Origin of the sequence: Cellvibrio sp. ARAG 10.3 (assembly GCF_051846955.1) — a bacterium.
GTDB lineage: Bacteria > Pseudomonadota > Gammaproteobacteria > Pseudomonadales > Cellvibrionaceae > Cellvibrio.
On record NZ_JBPYCU010000002.1, the window covers coordinates 13,705 to 29,286 of the forward strand.

Annotated in this window: 11 protein-coding genes; all 11 read right to left on the reverse strand. The window is 51.7% G+C overall.

Annotated features, from left to right (window positions below):
- Window positions 1–4: 4 nt before the first annotated feature.
- The 11 genes from ACSV5M_RS02855 to cfa all read right to left on the reverse strand — a co-directional run bounded on the left by ACSV5M_RS02855 (window position 5) and on the right by cfa (window position 15,500).
- A complete protein-coding gene (locus ACSV5M_RS02855) occupies window positions 5–1,099 on the reverse strand; it encodes a CgeB family protein (protein WP_439174042.1) in 1,095 nt (364 codons plus the stop codon).
- A gap of 21 nt (window positions 1,100–1,120) precedes the next feature.
- Entirely contained in the window at window positions 1,121–2,230 is a 1,110-nt protein-coding gene (locus ACSV5M_RS02860) for a CgeB family protein (protein WP_439174044.1), read from the reverse strand.
- 3 nt (window positions 2,231–2,233) lie between these two features.
- On the reverse strand, window positions 2,234–3,412 hold the full coding sequence (locus ACSV5M_RS02865; RefSeq protein ID WP_439174046.1) for a CgeB family protein: 1,179 nt from the start codon (window positions 3,410–3,412) through the stop codon (window positions 2,234–2,236).
- The gene (locus ACSV5M_RS02870; protein WP_439174048.1) at window positions 3,409–4,557 is read right to left on the reverse strand and encodes a glycosyltransferase family 4 protein; all 1,149 of its coding nucleotides are present in this window, start codon (window positions 4,555–4,557) and stop codon (window positions 3,409–3,411) included. The genes ACSV5M_RS02865 and ACSV5M_RS02870 overlap by 4 nt, the downstream gene beginning before the upstream one ends.
- Window positions 4,554–5,579 carry a Gfo/Idh/MocA family protein gene (locus tag ACSV5M_RS02875; RefSeq protein ID WP_439174049.1) on the reverse strand — a complete coding sequence of 342 codons (1,026 nt, stop codon included), beginning with the start codon at window positions 5,577–5,579 and terminating at the stop codon, window positions 4,554–4,556. The genes ACSV5M_RS02870 and ACSV5M_RS02875 overlap by 4 nt, the downstream gene beginning before the upstream one ends.
- The gene (locus ACSV5M_RS02880) at window positions 5,576–6,586 is read right to left on the reverse strand and encodes an MDR/zinc-dependent alcohol dehydrogenase-like family protein (protein WP_439174051.1); all 1,011 of its coding nucleotides are present in this window, start codon (window positions 6,584–6,586) and stop codon (window positions 5,576–5,578) included. Before ACSV5M_RS02880 ends, ACSV5M_RS02875 begins: the two co-directional genes overlap by 4 nt.
- On the reverse strand, window positions 6,570–8,708 hold the full coding sequence (locus ACSV5M_RS02885) for a GDP-mannose 4,6-dehydratase (protein ID WP_439174053.1): 2,139 nt from the start codon (window positions 8,706–8,708) through the stop codon (window positions 6,570–6,572). The genes ACSV5M_RS02880 and ACSV5M_RS02885 overlap by 17 nt, the downstream gene beginning before the upstream one ends.
- On the reverse strand, window positions 8,705–9,817 hold the full coding sequence (locus ACSV5M_RS02890) for an NAD-dependent epimerase/dehydratase family protein (protein ID WP_439174054.1): 1,113 nt from the start codon (window positions 9,815–9,817) through the stop codon (window positions 8,705–8,707). The genes ACSV5M_RS02885 and ACSV5M_RS02890 overlap by 4 nt, the downstream gene beginning before the upstream one ends.
- A 1-nt stretch (window position 9,818) precedes the next feature.
- The gene (locus ACSV5M_RS02895) at window positions 9,819–10,832 is read right to left on the reverse strand and encodes a UDP-glucuronic acid decarboxylase family protein (protein WP_439174056.1); all 1,014 of its coding nucleotides are present in this window, start codon (window positions 10,830–10,832) and stop codon (window positions 9,819–9,821) included.
- 518 nt (window positions 10,833–11,350) lie between these two features.
- Window positions 11,351–13,516 carry a cellulase family glycosylhydrolase gene (locus ACSV5M_RS02900; RefSeq protein WP_439174058.1) on the reverse strand — a complete coding sequence of 722 codons (2,166 nt, stop codon included), beginning with the start codon at window positions 13,514–13,516 and terminating at the stop codon, window positions 11,351–11,353.
- An 823-nt stretch (window positions 13,517–14,339) separates the two neighbouring features.
- A complete protein-coding gene (gene cfa, locus ACSV5M_RS02905) occupies window positions 14,340–15,500 on the reverse strand; it encodes a cyclopropane fatty acyl phospholipid synthase (RefSeq protein WP_439174059.1) in 1,161 nt (386 codons plus the stop codon).
- Window positions 15,501–15,582: the final 82 nt, after the last annotated feature.

Sequence of the window (15,582 nt, forward strand, 5' to 3'; positions counted from 1 at the left end):
AAGGTTAAAGTGCTTGCGCCAGCATTGGTGTAAAGGTTTCTTCCCAGTAATGTTCAAGTTCTGCGGCGCGGTGGGCGGCGGTGTGAAAGCGCAATACTTTTTGTTGCGCGCGCCGTGCAACAGCCGTGCGTTCAACAGCAGACATTTGCAGGTAATCCAGCACATCCCGGCACGTCCGTGCGACCAAAATTTCCTTGCCCGGTGTAAAGTAATTTTCCAGGCCTGACCATTCATCCGTAATAATTGGCGTACCGCAAGCGGCAGCTTCAAATAATCTCACGCTGGGTGAGTGGCCGGCTTCTATCATGTCCTTGCGGGTGATGTTCAGGGTGAATTTTTGGCTTTGATAAAACTGGCGATGCTGATGCGGTGGAATGTGTTCGATATAGGTCACATTATCAGGCCAGTAAATTGTTAACGGGTATTGGGCCCCCGCAACACAAAATGCCATCTCGCGTTCGGTGATCGCGGGCTCTAATAAAAATTTGTTCAGCGTTGGCTGGCGATCTTCACTGTAGGTACCGAGGTAACCGAGGGTGTAATCGTAACTGGGGTGCTCGTCCGTCGTGGGGTAATACAAATCCGGATCAACCGAACAATGAAGCGCCCGTGCACGTTGTGCGCCCCATTGCTCTTCCAGAATTTTCAGGACCGGCCCGCCGCTGAACGACAAATACATATCAAACAAGGGAATCATTGCCGGCGTCAGGTATTCATAATCGCCCCGTTGTAATTTAGCGAGGGTAACCGGCGTGTCGATATCGTAGAACGCGAAGCAACCGGATGATAACGCGCGAACGCGATTGGCCAGCACCTCGGCGTCCGCCACATAGGAGCCCAGGATTATCAGATCCGCTTTGGCCAGCGTGAGACGATAATCTTCAATCTCTACGATGGAGTGGTACAAAATAGTTTCGCAGAAAGACGGATTGGGTAAATCGCGATGCTGCCGGTACCAGGGTACATCTTTTTCAAAAAAAGTAACCTTGTGGCCGCGCTGGGCGAGCGCCTTTATCAGGCTGCGGTAGGTGGTTGCGTGGCCATTGCCCCAGGAGGATGTAATCGATAAACCGAAGATAACAATATTGAGTGCTTTCATATGAGGTGTCCTGAAGGTGTCCTATGCAATGGCAGCGGATGGATAGTCGGCGTTCATCAAGGCTTCAAATTCGCTGGCCCGATGCCGGTAGGTGTGTTCAGCCAGCATACGCTCGCGGGCTGCGGCACCGATTCGTTTGGCTTTTTCCGGCGTGAGGTGACGCAGGTGTTTAATCACATCATCGCCACTGCGCGCTACCAGGACTTCTTTGTCGGGCTCGAGGAATTGTTCAACGCCTTCCCAATAATCCATGATCAAACACGCACCGGCACCGGCGGCTTCGAACACGCGCGTTGGCGGAGAAAAACCATTGCGCGCCATGCTGTCACGATTGATATTGAGCACGGCCAGCGCACTGCAATTAAATTGATTGTGGTCGCGGGTATAAACATGCCCCAGGTAATGTAAATTCGGGAACTGTGGTGAATAACTTTCCCAACCGCTGCCGCCCAGAATAAATTTTTTATCAGGCAGGGCTGATACCGCATTGAAGAAAAATTCCTGTACGCGCGCTTCCCGATCTGGCAAACGGTTACCGAGAAAACTCAGCGTCGCTGAAAAAGCTTCATCCGCGGGCACCGGGTGATGAATATCCGGGTCCAGCGCGTTGTAAATCGGTTGGCAATGTTGCGCACCCAATTCTTGATATGCATCAATGACTGGCTGGCCACCACCATAGGTGAGAATAAAATCGTAGTGGGGAATCTGCTCTCGGAAAGGATCTTGCGGGTTGTTATGAATACGTTCCAGGGTCGCGGGTGCGTCCACGTCCCAGAAAATTTTTATCATGTTAGGTGTATCTTTGTAGTGCGCAATAACTTCCCGTTCAAGCCACTCATCCAATACGCCCACACCGCTGGCTTTAACGATCACGTCCACATTCTGCGCAGATTCCAGTGCTTCTTTTGCGCTGGTCTCATCCGCCTGGTAAACCACGACTTCAGCCCATTCCGGATCGTCGATATCGCGATGCTGTTGGCGTTCGAACGCATCGGGTTCGTAAAATGTAATCTCGTGACCGCGTTCGGCCAAGGCTTTGATGATGCCGCGATAATAGGTTGCTGCGCCGTTCCAATAGGATGACACCAGGCTGGAACCAAAAAACGCAATCTTTAAACGCTGTTGATACATGACTTATCTCCCGATGTGTTGTACCTGCGTGTTACTTTGGGGGTAGGTCACGCGCATGCCTATTCCTGCATCGCCGATCAGATTTAACAGCTGGTCAACGCGATGACCGCAGGTGTGGCGCGATAAAATGGTGCTGCGAGCCTGATTGGCCAGATGCCGGGCAAAATCCCGGTCATTGAGGATGGTGCGTAAATGTTTTTCCATCTGTTCGGTATTGCGCGCAACCAGAAAATCCTCGCCCGGCGTAAACAGATTTTCGCTGTCCTGCCAGGGCGCGGAGATCAAGGGAATACCGCAGGCCATGGCTTCAAAGGGTCTGATGGTGGGAATACCGGGCAAGGTTTCCGCGTAATAACGGCGTGGCACATGCACGGTGACAGCGTGATTGGCAAAGACCTGCGGCGCACGGAAATTAGGTAACCAGCCGCAGTGGTGGATGCCGTCTGCTTCCAGTTGATCGAGCACCAGTTGCGGATAACGCACGCCGTAAATATGGGCGTTTAATTCCAGGTTGCGAATCGGTTCAAACAGAAACGTTTCCAACTCACGGGTCCGTTCATCGTCGCCCCAGTTGCCGATCCACACAAGATCGCCACGGGGAAAATCCGCTGAAGGCTCGCGCGGATAAAATACCCGAATGTCTGCTGCTTCGTGCCAGGTCCAGACCGTGTCACTCCAGCCGTGGGCGCGGTAGACGTTGGTGAGGATGTCGCCGAAGGCAAGGATGCCGTCGTAACATTCCAGGTTAAAGCGTTTGATCCATTCCGGATCACTCACGGCGCGGTGGTGCGTATCATGAAACAGCAGGGTGAAGGGCTGGCCGCGATTGCTGCCGTATTGAATCCGGTTACGCAATTCACCCAAGCCGTTGACCAACCAGGGTTCATTCCATTCATGCACAATGATGACATCGGAATCTTCAGCGATCTGTTCAAGATCCAGTGTGTGTTGGTCATAAAATTGACCGCGCATTTGCAGTTGCGGATACGCCTGGTGAAACGCCTTGATGGGTTCCAGACCGTGCGTATCAATTAACTGCTGTTTACTCCAGCCATTGGCCGGTTCATACACCTGGACCTGGTGACCACGGTCAAGTAGTTCGCTGACGATACCGCGCAGAAAATGGGCGTTGCCGTGATTCCAGTCGGACACTAATGAATGGTAAAACAAACTGAATTTCATATAGGCATTCCTGATAAAGATGCAACGGAACGGGGGCGGGTGAAGACAGCGGGATTTACTAAGGCCTCGTAGGCTTTTATATAATCGTTGGCCATTTGTTCGGCAAAATAGGATTGCGCCGTGTCCCAGGCCAGCGCGCTCAATTGCTGGCGGCGCTGCGGATCATCGATCAACTGATTAACCACCCGACGTAATTCGGCAGGATTGTCAGGGTCGACATACTCGGCGGCTTCGCCCCACACTTCACGCAAACTCTCGATGTCGCCAAGCACCAATGCACAGCCGGCGCGGGCAGCTTCCAGAATCGCTAAACCGAAAGGTTCGTAGCGCGCGGGCGCAATATAAATCGACGCGCGCGCGAGCCAGCGCGCCATCTCTGTGTTATGCAAAAATCCCAGGCAATGAAGATTGTCGGGCGCCTTGCCTTTGCCATTGGGTTGATCAACCTCGCCGGCGACATACACAGGCCACGGCACATCTGCCGCTATGCTTGATAGTGCGGCAATATTTTTTGCTTCATCCCATAGGCGGCCTGCTGCGAAGATCAAGGGTTCGGCCTGATTGAATTTATCCGTTGGCGAGTCCGCCAGCGCGGGAAAGTTGCTGCCGTTGTAGATAACACTGGGCGCGGGATAAAGCCGGTTAAATGGTCCGTAATGATGCGCGAGTGCTTTGGACATGGCGTGTGTGGGCGCAACAATTAAATCGGCGTTTTTAAGGCTCGCACTCACGCGCTCCCGGTACTCGTGCCACGCCCGGGGTGCAGATTGTTTTTTTACCGCATCCCACCAGGACAACACGCAGGAATGGCCGACCATCACCACCGGAGCCGGCCAGGCCAAATCGCCGTGGCCGAGGTCATTTAACTGAATGATATCCGGCCGGTAGCGACGTGCGAGGGATAACAACCAGTCACCGGCGCGGGCGACGTCATGCCAGGGCTCTTCCATCCAGCATAAACGCCAGGTGCTTTCATGCACGTCCACGTTGTCCAGTTGATCCACTTGCTTGCGTTGTTCCAAAGATAAAGCCCGGCCCATAGTGGCCAGCACCACGTGAACGCCGTGAGGTTTCAAGGCCGCGCATAGCGACATGCAATAGCTCCAGACGCCGCCGAGTGTGTCTGTGGTCATCAATATTTTCATCGGCAGTAAATCCGGTCAATGACGTCCGCTACCTGGATGGCTTGCTCGACATCCGGATCAAACGCACTGCTGTGGCTGAGATTTTTTACCCAATCAATCAGCGCGCGACCGCCCCAGGCGTCGGGATAACCAGCGAGTTTTTCGCGCGTGGTGCCGGTGAACTGATGTACCTCAAAATCGTAGAAAGAACCATTGACGTTAGTAATCGATGCGCCACCATGGGTACCGTAAAAACTCGCTTCAATCACAGCATCGCGCCCGGCGTGCAAATTCCATGAGCAGGTCAAGCGCGTGCGCGTGCGGCCATGCATAAATTCAGCGGTTGCGTAATCTTCTACCACGCTGTACGGCGGTAACAGGGATTTGCCTTTGTGAAATAAATTGCTCGATACCTGCTTGACGGGGCGATTACCCAAGAGGTACATCGCGAGATCTACCAGGTGAATACCCAGGTCCATCACACAACCGCCACCGGCAGAACTGACGTCGTAAAACCACGACTTGTCGGGGCCGTAAGCGTTATGAAACACCAGGTCCGCCGCATAAATTTCACCGAGTTCGCCGGTAAATATTTTTTGCTTCAATGTATCTACACCCGCCAGGTGACGATAAGAAAAATCAACACCCAGTAGTTTATTGGCGGCGCGCGCTGCTTCCACCACACGTTGGGTTTCTTCACAGGTGCGCGCCAGGGGTTTTTGGCAGAAGACTGCTTTGCCAGTACGCAAGGCAGCAATGCAATGATCGGCATGGAATGCGCTGGGCGTTGCAATTACAACGCCGTCCAGATCCTGTGAAAGAATGTCCGTAAGGCTTTTGCTTATCCGGATACCGCGTTGCAATGCGGCGGCTTCGGTGGCAGCGTCCAGTGACGGGTCATACACGGTACAACAGTCCGCGATGTGTTCGTTGAGTAGAGCTTCCATTCGCATCCGACCGATCCAGCCTGTGCCGATAAATCCTAACCGTGGTGTGGCAGGTACAACGTAGGTATCGAAGATATGTGCTGTGGCAGTGTTCATAGTTCAATCCAACCTTTAATAAAACCGTCAGGACGATCGCACATCATTTGATAAGCGTCGTTTAATTGTTCGAGACTGAAACGATGGGTTAATAATGTTTGCGGGCTGATACGTCCGCTGATGGTGGCACTGATGCCTTCACGAATTCCCTGGATATACCGATGACGATCACGCTCATGGGCATTGATGACATCGATAGCACGCCAATTCCATTTCTGCATGTTGACCTGGCGTAAGCCATCCTGGTGATAACCGCCGATAACCAGCTTGCCATATTCGCCGATCATCTCGGTGGCCATGTCCAGAGCGAATTGCATACCAGTGACTTCCATAACCCGATCGCAGCCGCGACCCTGGGTATACTCAATCACCTTTTGCGCATTGCCCCACCAGTCTTCGGTGTCAAAACTGATTTCTGCACCCAGTTGCTCAGCCAGTTGGCGGACTTCCGCTCGGCGTGAAATCGCGATAACCCGTGCGCCGGCAGCGATACTTAATTGCACGAGCAATAAGCCTAAAAATCCGGCGCCGATGATGGCGACGGTTTGGTCGGGCCGTACATCGGCGCGCTTAAAAATATTCATTGCACAGCCGATGGCTTCGCCGGGAAAGGGGATATCGTCGAGTTCTTCGGGTAAGCACACGGCATCTTCGGCAGGCACACACATGGTTTCAGCAAAGGCACGATCACCAAGACAGGCAACACGTTGATCGACAGAAAACGTTTCCACCTGATCACCCACCGCAATCACGCGGCCCCAGCCTTCATGTCCTGGTGCGCCGGCGGGCAGGGGATATTCAAACCAGGGGCGGCCTTCCCATACGGGAAGATTGGACGCGCACACGCCGCAGCCTTCCAGGCGAATCATTATCTCGTTCGGGCCGCACTGCGGCGTCGGTTGTTGTTGGACCACAAATTGTTTTGCCGCCGATAGCACGGCAACGGTGTGACGGGCAGGCACAGTCTGGTAGTCATCTGTAACAGCGAGATTACCGGATATAGGCATGACTCATCGCTCCTTTTGTAAAATCATTGGAGGGTGTAAAACCCTTTGAAGATGCAGCGGAATGATTAAATTCTGTGTGGTGGTTAAGGAGGTAAGCGGAGATCCATTGATAAAGTTGCTCAAGGCCAGTATTGATATCCACTTTGGGTTTCCAGCCGGTTAGTTCGCGGAACAAACGCGTATCCGTGACATAATATTTTTGGTCGCCCAAACGCCAACTGGAAAATGCATAAGGGCAGGAGCGTCCGGTCAGTGCTTCAATACGTGCGAGAATTTCCAGCAAGCTGGTGCTGTTCTCGACACCGCCGCCAATGTTGAAAGCTTTACCCGACACACGCGTCATGTTGTCCTGTGCCAACAGCATTGCGTTAACCAGGTCGTCCACAAACAAAATATCGCGCACCTGGCGGCCATCACCATAAAGTGTCAGGGGTAAATCTTTCATTGCCTGAATTAAAAAGTGCGCGACCCAGCCCTGATCCTCTGTACCAAATTGATGTGGTCCGTAGATGCAACTCATACGGAATACTGCGGCAGGAATGCCATAGGTGCGCGCGTAATCCAGCACATACTGGTCCGCTGCGCCCTTGGAGCAGCCGTAGGGACTGTGGAAATCGAGCGGTTGTTGTTCGCTAATACCTTGGGAAAAATCGGGATCGGTGGGATGATAACGATCGTGGGTACGTGTCAATTCAACATTGTCCAGCGCGCCGTAAACTTTGTTGGTCGATGTAAATAGCAGTGAGGGCGGGGTGTCCATTTGCCGCATGGATTCCAGAATATTTAATGTGCCGCGCACATTGATATCGAAATCTTTTTGTGGTGCATCAATGCTGGTGGTCACCGCAACCTGGGCGGCAAAGTGAAATATCCGCGCTGACTGGTGGACCGCATCCCGTACCAGATGAGCATCGCGAATGTCCGCAATTTCCAGTTGCACATCGCTGCCGTAGGTATCACACAACCACTCCAGGTTGCGCTCGACACCCGCGCGACCGAGGTTGTCAAAGATCAGCACAGACTCACCTTGCTCCAATAAACGCGCGGCCAGATTGGTGCCGATAAAACCGGCACCGCCGGTAATCAGATTGGGCTTTTTGCGCGAACTGGGTGGTACGATGGTGAGACCTTTTTCACCGAGGACGGTGGAGGGCTCCCGGGATAATCCTGCACCACTATGAAATACGGTTTCGGCTAAATGCCGCAAACCTTGCAAGCCGGATTCGGCCCATACGCGGTAAAGTAATTTGGGCGTACCATCGGCAGCCTTTAAACCAAAATGATAATGGCGCTCGTCTTCATGGAAGCCATCCTGATGGCATTCGTGCGGGTGGAGGTCGTAGCCGGAATACCAGTACACACGTTCCACCGGTGCATCCAACACCTCCATAAATTTTTTCACCTGAATAATTTCATCGTGGCGCCAGGTGGAGTAGCCCACTTCGGTTAACCAGATTTCCGGCGCTAGGTGATGCTTGTCCAGGAGCGTGCGAAGCTGGCTGACTTTGTTGCCCCAGTCATGGGAATCAAATTCCCAGGTGCCGGGAAAACCGTGCATGCCTATCGCATCCATCAGACCGATGACGCCACGTGAGCACATCATGTCCAGCCAATTGGGATCGGTCGGACACATGCCGGCTAATACGGTTTTTTTGCCGCGCTGTTTCGCCCAATGCGCGGCCATACCAATCATGTCGGTGAAGATGTTCCAGTCCGGGTCCAGGTGCCAATCCCAATCGTTCAGATTATTGGGTTCATTCCATAATTCCACCCACTCAAAATAACGTCCGTACCGGCTGATCATGACATCCAGAAAATCAGCGTAGGCTTTCGGATTGCGCGGCGGCGAAGAGGTTTTTGGTTCAATTCCCAGGGAGGGTGGTGTGTAGGTAAAGCAAGGTAATAACTCGGCTGTTTTAGCCACCTTGGGCACAAACCAGTCAAACCATTTCTGGCCTTCCGGCGTGTGCCAGTCCGCCCAGGATAATCCGGTCCGCAACCGCGGAATATCCAGCGTTTGCAGGTCTTGCAGCATATCTTCTGCACGTTGATATTCACCGGGACGAAGCCATTCGATCACACCTAATCGCTGCTGGGCAGTTTTTCGGTAATTGATGCTCATAAGCTCAATCCTCTGCTGAATAATTCGTTGCGCATGGTGTCAACGCGATCAAAGGATGCTTTACCCTGGAGCCACTGCGACAGTTCTTCCAAGCCATCTTCCAGTGAAACACGCGGTTGATAGCCGAGCAGATTGCGCGCTTTATCGATATTGGAAAAACAGTGACGAATATCGCCAACCCGATATTCACCGGTAATTTCCGGTGCGATGTGTGCCTTATCCAACACCTGGCCAACCTTGGTGGCGATATCGGCGATACTGTAGTTTTCGCCACTGCCGATATTAAAGACTTCCCCATCCGCGTTACTGTTTTCCAGCGCCAGCACGCATGCCCGGGTAATGTCATGCACACTCACAAAGTCGCGGCGCTGTTTGCCGTCTTCAAAAATAATCGGCGGCTTGTTGTTGAGAAAACGCGACGAAAAGATCGCCAGCACGCCGGTGTAAGGATTGGAGAGCGCCTGGCGCGGCCCATAAATATTGAAGAAACGCAGAGCTGTGACGGGGATGTTGTAGGCGGAACCGACAATCAGGCATAACCGCTCCTGGTCGTATTTTGACAAGGCATACACAGAAGACGGCGAGGGCAGTTTGGTTTCCGGTGTGGCGACAGGTTGCAGTGCTTCGCCGCCGTAAAATACATCCCATTGCCCTTCAGCAAATGCTTTTACCGAACGTTCCGGCGGCGAATAAATATTGCCGCTGGCATCGCGATATAAACCTTCGCCGTATAGACTCATGCTTGATGCAACCACCAGTTTTTTTACCGGTCGCTTGCTTAGTGCTTCGAGTAATACCGCCGTGCCGCGATTGTTGACATCCGTGTAATGGTTGATTTGATACATGCTTTGGCCAACGCCTACAGCAGCCGCGAAGTGATACACGGCACTCACGTCCTGCAAGGCTTCTTCCACCTTTGCCGCGTCGCGCACATCGCCTTCAACACGCTCGACATATTGATTCAGATAGTCCGGCCATTCCTGGTCGCCGTGTACCTGTTGTGTCAGGTTATCCAGAACCCTTACGGCGTATCCTTCTTTCAGTAATTGGTCCGCAAGGTGTGACCCCACAAAACCGGCGCCGCCGGTAATCAGAATTCGTTCTTTCATCTCAACGCTCCATATTGACATGTGGATTTGCTGAGGCAGAGTGGGTGGCCGCAATCAACGCGTTGTTGTTCAGTAATTTCTCAAAATACTGAATGGTCTCGGCCAGGCCTTGTTCCAGTTTCACACGCGGTTGCCAGTTGAGCAGGCGATTAGCGCGTGTAATGTCCGGCCGACGTTTGATCGGATCATCCTGCGGCAGGGGATAGAACTGAATCCGCGATGATGAATCAGTCATCTCAATTACCTTGGACGCCAGTTCCAGCACGGTAAACTCGCCGGGATTACCAAGATTGACCGGCCCTACAACCGTTTGTGGTGTCTTCATCAACGCCTTGATGCCGGCAATCATGTCATCGACATAACAAAAAGAGCGCGTCTGGCTGCCGTCGCCGTAGATGGTGATCGGCTGATTCATCAAGGCTTGCACAATAAAGTTGGATACCACCCGGCCATCATTCGGTTGCATATAAGGGCCATAGGTATTGAAGATGCGTGCAATCTTGATGTCGACATTGAAGATGCGGTGGTAATCCATGCACAGGGTTTCGGCGCAACGTTTACCTTCGTCGTAACAGGCGCGTGGGCCGATGGGATTCACGTTGCCGAAGTAATCTTCCTGTTGCGGGTGCACATGGGGGTTGCCGTAGATCTCGCTGGTGGATGATTGGAAAATCCGCGCTTTTTTGGCGACGGCCAGCTTGAGTAAATTGTTGATCCCTTCGGTGCTGGTACGAATAGTTTGCAAAGGGTCAGCCTGATATTGTACCGGGGAGGCAACGCAGGCCATATTGTAGATTTCATCTACATTCTCATTGATAGGATCGGTGACATCCTGTTCCAGTAGCGTGAAGTTTCTGAATGAAGAAACAAGCTCAAGATTGGATTTGCTACCACTCGAAAAATTATCCAGGCAGATAACGTCATGGCCTTCTTCCAGCAGGTTTTTGCACAAATTAATACCCAGAAATCCGCCACCGCCAGCTACAAGAATGCGTTTGCTCATTGAATGTTTCATTGGTAGTCCTCAACACAGGGAGATCAATCGTAAACACAGAACATCAGCAATTTTCCGGGTATTCATCAGGATTCCGATGTCTGTGCTTTTGCCACGCAAACGACATCACGGCGTTTACCCTTGAACTCCCTTTGTTGATTTACCGTTGCGCTTATTGCTTTTTAGCTTTAACCATGTATGTGCATAAAACTAAAAGGCTGATAGTACAGCCCATATCCTTGAGCCATAACCATGCCAATTCGTTAATACGGCATTGAACTCGTCAAAGGCGCTGTGGGATCTTGTGTGGTGATAGAAGAATGAGCAGAAATGACAGCAGCAGGAAGGACGTGATTGCGCGTTTAACAACATCTGTAATCATAAATTTACAAAGGTTTGTAATATTTACTTTTGCAGCTGCTGCTCCGCTTGTCGTTGGGTTTTGCACAACGCCTGAAAAATAAAAAGCCAAGCCCCGTAAGGCTTGGCTTAATTTTCAACTTGTGTGGCGGGATCAATCAGGTGATCCCGCCGAATGATTAGTTACCGTTCCACAAGCGTTGTAATAAGCTGGTTTTTCTACTATCAAAGTTCAGCCAGGTACCCCAGCCGGATTCGTTCACCTCTGGAATGTGCGAGTGCTCGTACAAACCGCCGGTGTCGGCAGATTCCGGGTTAATGGACCAGTAGCAGGCTTCAATATCCTTCTCGATCATGTAATCAACAAACGCGTTTTGCCATTGTTGATCCACAGGAGTGGTGATGTGGCTCCACATTTCCTGTTCGGCAGCGCGCGTATTTTGTGGCCAATCCATGTTGCCACCGAACTCGCCGATGATCATCGCATAGCCCTGGTCACGCAAGTAGCCGAAGTGCTCTTGCCAGCCAGCTTCGAGCTTGGTTGGATCAAGCGTGATCTGGCAGTCAGCGCGGCCCGCTTCATCACCTTCCAGCTCAGCACATTCGCCGGTCATGAAATGACGTTGAACGAATACCGATGGACCGTAAGTATGCGGAGACAGTACCAGACGCTCTTTCGGAATGTTGAGCGGACGCTCAGCGAAACCGAAGAAGTTTTCACCCCAGTTCGGGTTGTAGTCCATGCTGCCGTGGGCAACTTCAGTGCCGTCAGATTTCACGGAACCTACGCCTTCCACTACGATCAGGACGTTCTGGTTAACTTCGTTGATCGCCTGGTAAGCGCTTTCAGCGAGGGTAGCCCACTCGTCCCAGGTGTAATCCCAGGGTTCGTTGAAGATGTCGATACCGAGGATATTGTCTACGCCGAGAGACTGCTCAAACGCTGCAATGGTACGCAGGTCTTCCAGCCAGAGTTGCTCGTTGTATGGATCATCATTTGGTGCACCACCGCCACAGGAGTACTCTTCACGGGTGAAGTCATACCCTTCGCGAGTCGCATCCGCATAAGGTGGGTTTGCATCCAGACGGCCGGCACGCCAGCCCACATAGTTGGAGCAGGAATGGATGTCGATGATCACTTCGAGATCGTTCTGATCCGCCAGCTTGATGAAATCTTCAAGCGCTTGGCGAGCGTTGGTTTGACGTACAGAAGGATGGTTTTTCAATACGCCACCAGCACGGATATCACCGATACCTTGCGGATCGGTCGGATCAAGTGTTTGTGGTGCGATAGGCACACGAATCACATTGATACCAACGTTTTTGATTTCCGTCATGGTTTGCTGGATGGTACGGCCAGTGTCTGCCCACCACATGTTGCCGACGTACATTTCCAGCGGCGCGCCGCCTGCATTGTTTTCCGCATCGTTTGGCTCATGTTGACCTTCAAGACCGAACCAGGCACCACACTGAACGGGGAAGATACTGCCGTTTTTGGTGATCTTACCGGTTGAATCTACACGCCAGCGGCCGCTGGTGGGCGTGCTGGATGAGACAGAACTGGCCACGCTGGAGGCAACGCTCGAAGCGACACTTGAAGCAACACTCGAGGGTGCGCTTGACGCAACACTTGACGGTGCACTTGAGGCAACGCTCGAAGGAGCGCTCGAGGCCACACTTGAAGGTGCACTTGATGCAACGCTTGAAGGAGCGCTGGACGCCACGCTGGAAGAATTGCCTCCCGGAACCGGACCGTAAGGCGCCGGCTGGCTGCTACAGGTGCTGAGGGAGATACAGCTACGATTTTGTTCCCAGCCCCAGCCACTTTGCGTGGTGGTACACAGGGGATACAAGGTGCCGTACCAGTTACATTGCCCGCCCGTATTATTGTTGGGGCTTGAACTGGAGGCCACGGAGCTCACGGTGCTGCTCGCAGCGGATGACTGGTTGCCGTTGCTGCCACAAACCGCACCGTTAACGGTAGGGTTCTCAGCGCTGCCGCCATTTTTATTAACCTGGAAGCCGAACTCGACGGTCTGGCCGGGCTGAATTGTGCCGTTCCATCCGAGGTTGGTTGCCGTGTAAGGATTGCTACCGCTGAGGTTTGCGTTCCAGGAACTGGTCACGCGGTTAGCATTATATTGCCAGCTCACGTTCCAGCCATTGATCGCGGTGCTGCCATCATTGGTAATGCGAATGGCGGCAGTGTAGCCGCTGTTCCATTCGTTACTAATGACATGGCTACACACGGCGGCCTCGGCAGAGTTGCCGTAACCCGCCGCAGCGATACCAATGCTGAGCGCGGCCACTGCCAGGCTTAAGCCCTTTGGATTTGCCGTTAACATTTGTTAGCTCCTATCTTATTTATGATTTAAGAAGTTATGGCTCATGCTCTTTTTTGTGTGTTCACACGCAATACCCTAGAGCTGCGGGACCTCATTACGTGCTTGTGTCTTCCCTGTTGTCTTTTTCAGGCTGCGCGGCCTGTTGGTCGCTCCATGGCAGACGAACGCCACCCTGATGAATCAGGCTGGCGTTTGAATTTGTTCAATGTTGAGGGTTCTCCGGTGCGAGTCAGCGATAACACGGCGTAGCGCGGTCGTCAGACGACAGCAGGGCAGGCGTGATGTACCTGGCTGACAGGCAACAAAGAAAAAATAAAACTCACCGCAGCTATTCGAAAATATCGAACAGTGGCCGTGGTTTACGTCGATGTGAACTGTGTGGAACGCACTGATAACTTGCGTTTATTATTGATTTTTATATATAAAATATTTACTGCTACTTACTTATTGTTTCACATTGCTAGTGTACGGTTGAACTTGCTTATAGTTGCGTGTTTTTCCGTTTGCCTTACTTCAAATCGTAATGTATCAATAATCTTTTAGTCGTAATTAAAAGGTAAAACTAAAAGAAAGCCCCTTAATACATCGCGAAAAATTTTCTCTGTTCACGTTTATTATTGATGGTGATGATAGATATTACTTCAGCTTGGCTATTATTTTCGGTATTGAGTTCCGCTTTAGATTATTTTATGCGCCAATGTTTATTTCGTGTGAAAAATATCACAATAAACAGATTCGCACCATCACCCTTTGTATAAAAATTTCCCCGGCACGCCAGAGTATGGCGAGGTTATAACAGATAAATGGAGATAAGCTGCACTTCTCATTCCGGCCGATGATAACCGCCGGGAATGCCTCGTTTGCTGAGCACCCACTGCCACAATTGAATATTGCGTGCACGAAACGAACCGGCGCACGACAATAAGTAATAGCGCCACATTCGTAAAAAACGTTCGCCAAGTTGGGCTGAAAACTGCGGCCAGGCATTTACCACATTGTTGTACCATGCCAGCAGCGTCTTATCGTAATCTGCACCAAAATTATGAAAATCTTCCACAATAAAATAACTTTCCAGCGCTTCGTCAATCTGACTGATTGCCGGCAGTTCGCTGTTCGGAAAAATATAACGATCAAGCCAGGGATCTGGCGTGGTGCGGCGGCGATTCTTGCCGATGGTGTGCAATAAAAATAGGCCGTCATCCACTAAACAGCGATGGGCCACTTTCATATAGGTGCGATAGTTTTTGTGACCCACATGTTCAAACATGCCAATGCTGACAATGCGGTCAAACTTTTCATTAACTTCGCGGTAATCCTGCAAACGAAATTCCAGCGGTAATCCGCTGTAGCGCGTTTGCGCCAGTTTGACCTGTTCTTTGGAAATCGTAACCCCCACACACTCCACTTGATAGTGTTCAGCAGCGTAGCCCATAAAACTGCCCCAGCCACACCCGATATCCAATACCCGCATACCCGGTTGCAACTGCAATTTACGGCAAATAAGATCCAGCTTGGCTTCCTGGGCCTGGGCAAGATTATCGGCATCTTTCCAATACCCGCAGGTATAGGTCATGCGCGGATCGAGCATCGCTGCGTAAAAATCGTTGCCCAAATCGTAATGCACTTCACCCACTTGCCAGGCGCGTTTGGTATTTTGTCGATTGAGTAAACGCGAACGCAGTGCATGGAAAATCAACTTGTGCGGTTTGACCCGTTGTGCAACCCGTCCGCGCAACAACCGACAAAAAAATTCATCCAGCTGCTGAACCTCCCAATCGCCATCCATATAAGCTTCGCCCAAACCCAGGTTACCTTGTGAAAACGCGCGTTCAAAAACACCGGGGGCCAGTAGTTGGATATCCCAGGGACGAGAACCGTTGATCTTGATATCAGCCTGTTCCAGAAGCTCGGAGATCAATTGATGCAGGCTGGATTGTTCGGGAGAGAAATGCGTACTTTGAAAGGTAGACAGGTCATGGGACATAACAAACTCCTCTCAATCATTAGTCGTAATGCGAGGCGAATGAGGTTACCGAAATGCTGCTGTGCCAATTTACCCGATCTTA

Bases quoted from the DNA above. Each gene is read 5' to 3' on its own strand.
- ACSV5M_RS02880 (WP_439174051.1), bottom strand. From the start codon at position 6,586: ATGCCTATATCCGGTAATCTCGCTGTTACAGATGACTACCAGACTGTG.
- ACSV5M_RS02860 (WP_439174044.1), bottom strand. From the start codon at position 2,230: ATGTATCAACAGCGTTTAAAGATTGCGTTTTTTGGTTCCAGCCTGGTG.
- ACSV5M_RS02885 (WP_439174053.1), bottom strand. From the start codon at position 8,708: ATGAGCATCAATTACCGAAAAACTGCCCAGCAGCGATTAGGTGTGATC.
- ACSV5M_RS02855 (WP_439174042.1), bottom strand. From the start codon at position 1,099: ATGAAAGCACTCAATATTGTTATCTTCGGTTTATCGATTACATCCTCC.
- ACSV5M_RS02865 (WP_439174046.1), bottom strand. From the start codon at position 3,412: ATGAAATTCAGTTTGTTTTACCATTCATTAGTGTCCGACTGGAATCAC.
- ACSV5M_RS02875 (WP_439174049.1), bottom strand. From the start codon at position 5,579: ATGAACACTGCCACAGCACATATCTTCGATACCTACGTTGTACCTGCC.
- ACSV5M_RS02890 (WP_439174054.1), bottom strand. From the start codon at position 9,817: ATGAAAGAACGAATTCTGATTACCGGCGGCGCCGGTTTTGTGGGGTCA.
- cfa (WP_439174059.1), bottom strand. From the start codon at position 15,500: ATGTCCCATGACCTGTCTACCTTTCAAAGTACGCATTTCTCTCCCGAA.
- ACSV5M_RS02895 (WP_439174056.1), bottom strand. From the start codon at position 10,832: ATGAAACATTCAATGAGCAAACGCATTCTTGTAGCTGGCGGTGGCGGA.
- ACSV5M_RS02870 (WP_439174048.1), bottom strand. From the start codon at position 4,557: ATGAAAATATTGATGACCACAGACACACTCGGCGGCGTCTGGAGCTAT.
- ACSV5M_RS02900 (WP_439174058.1), bottom strand. From the start codon at position 13,516: ATGTTAACGGCAAATCCAAAGGGCTTAAGCCTGGCAGTGGCCGCGCTC.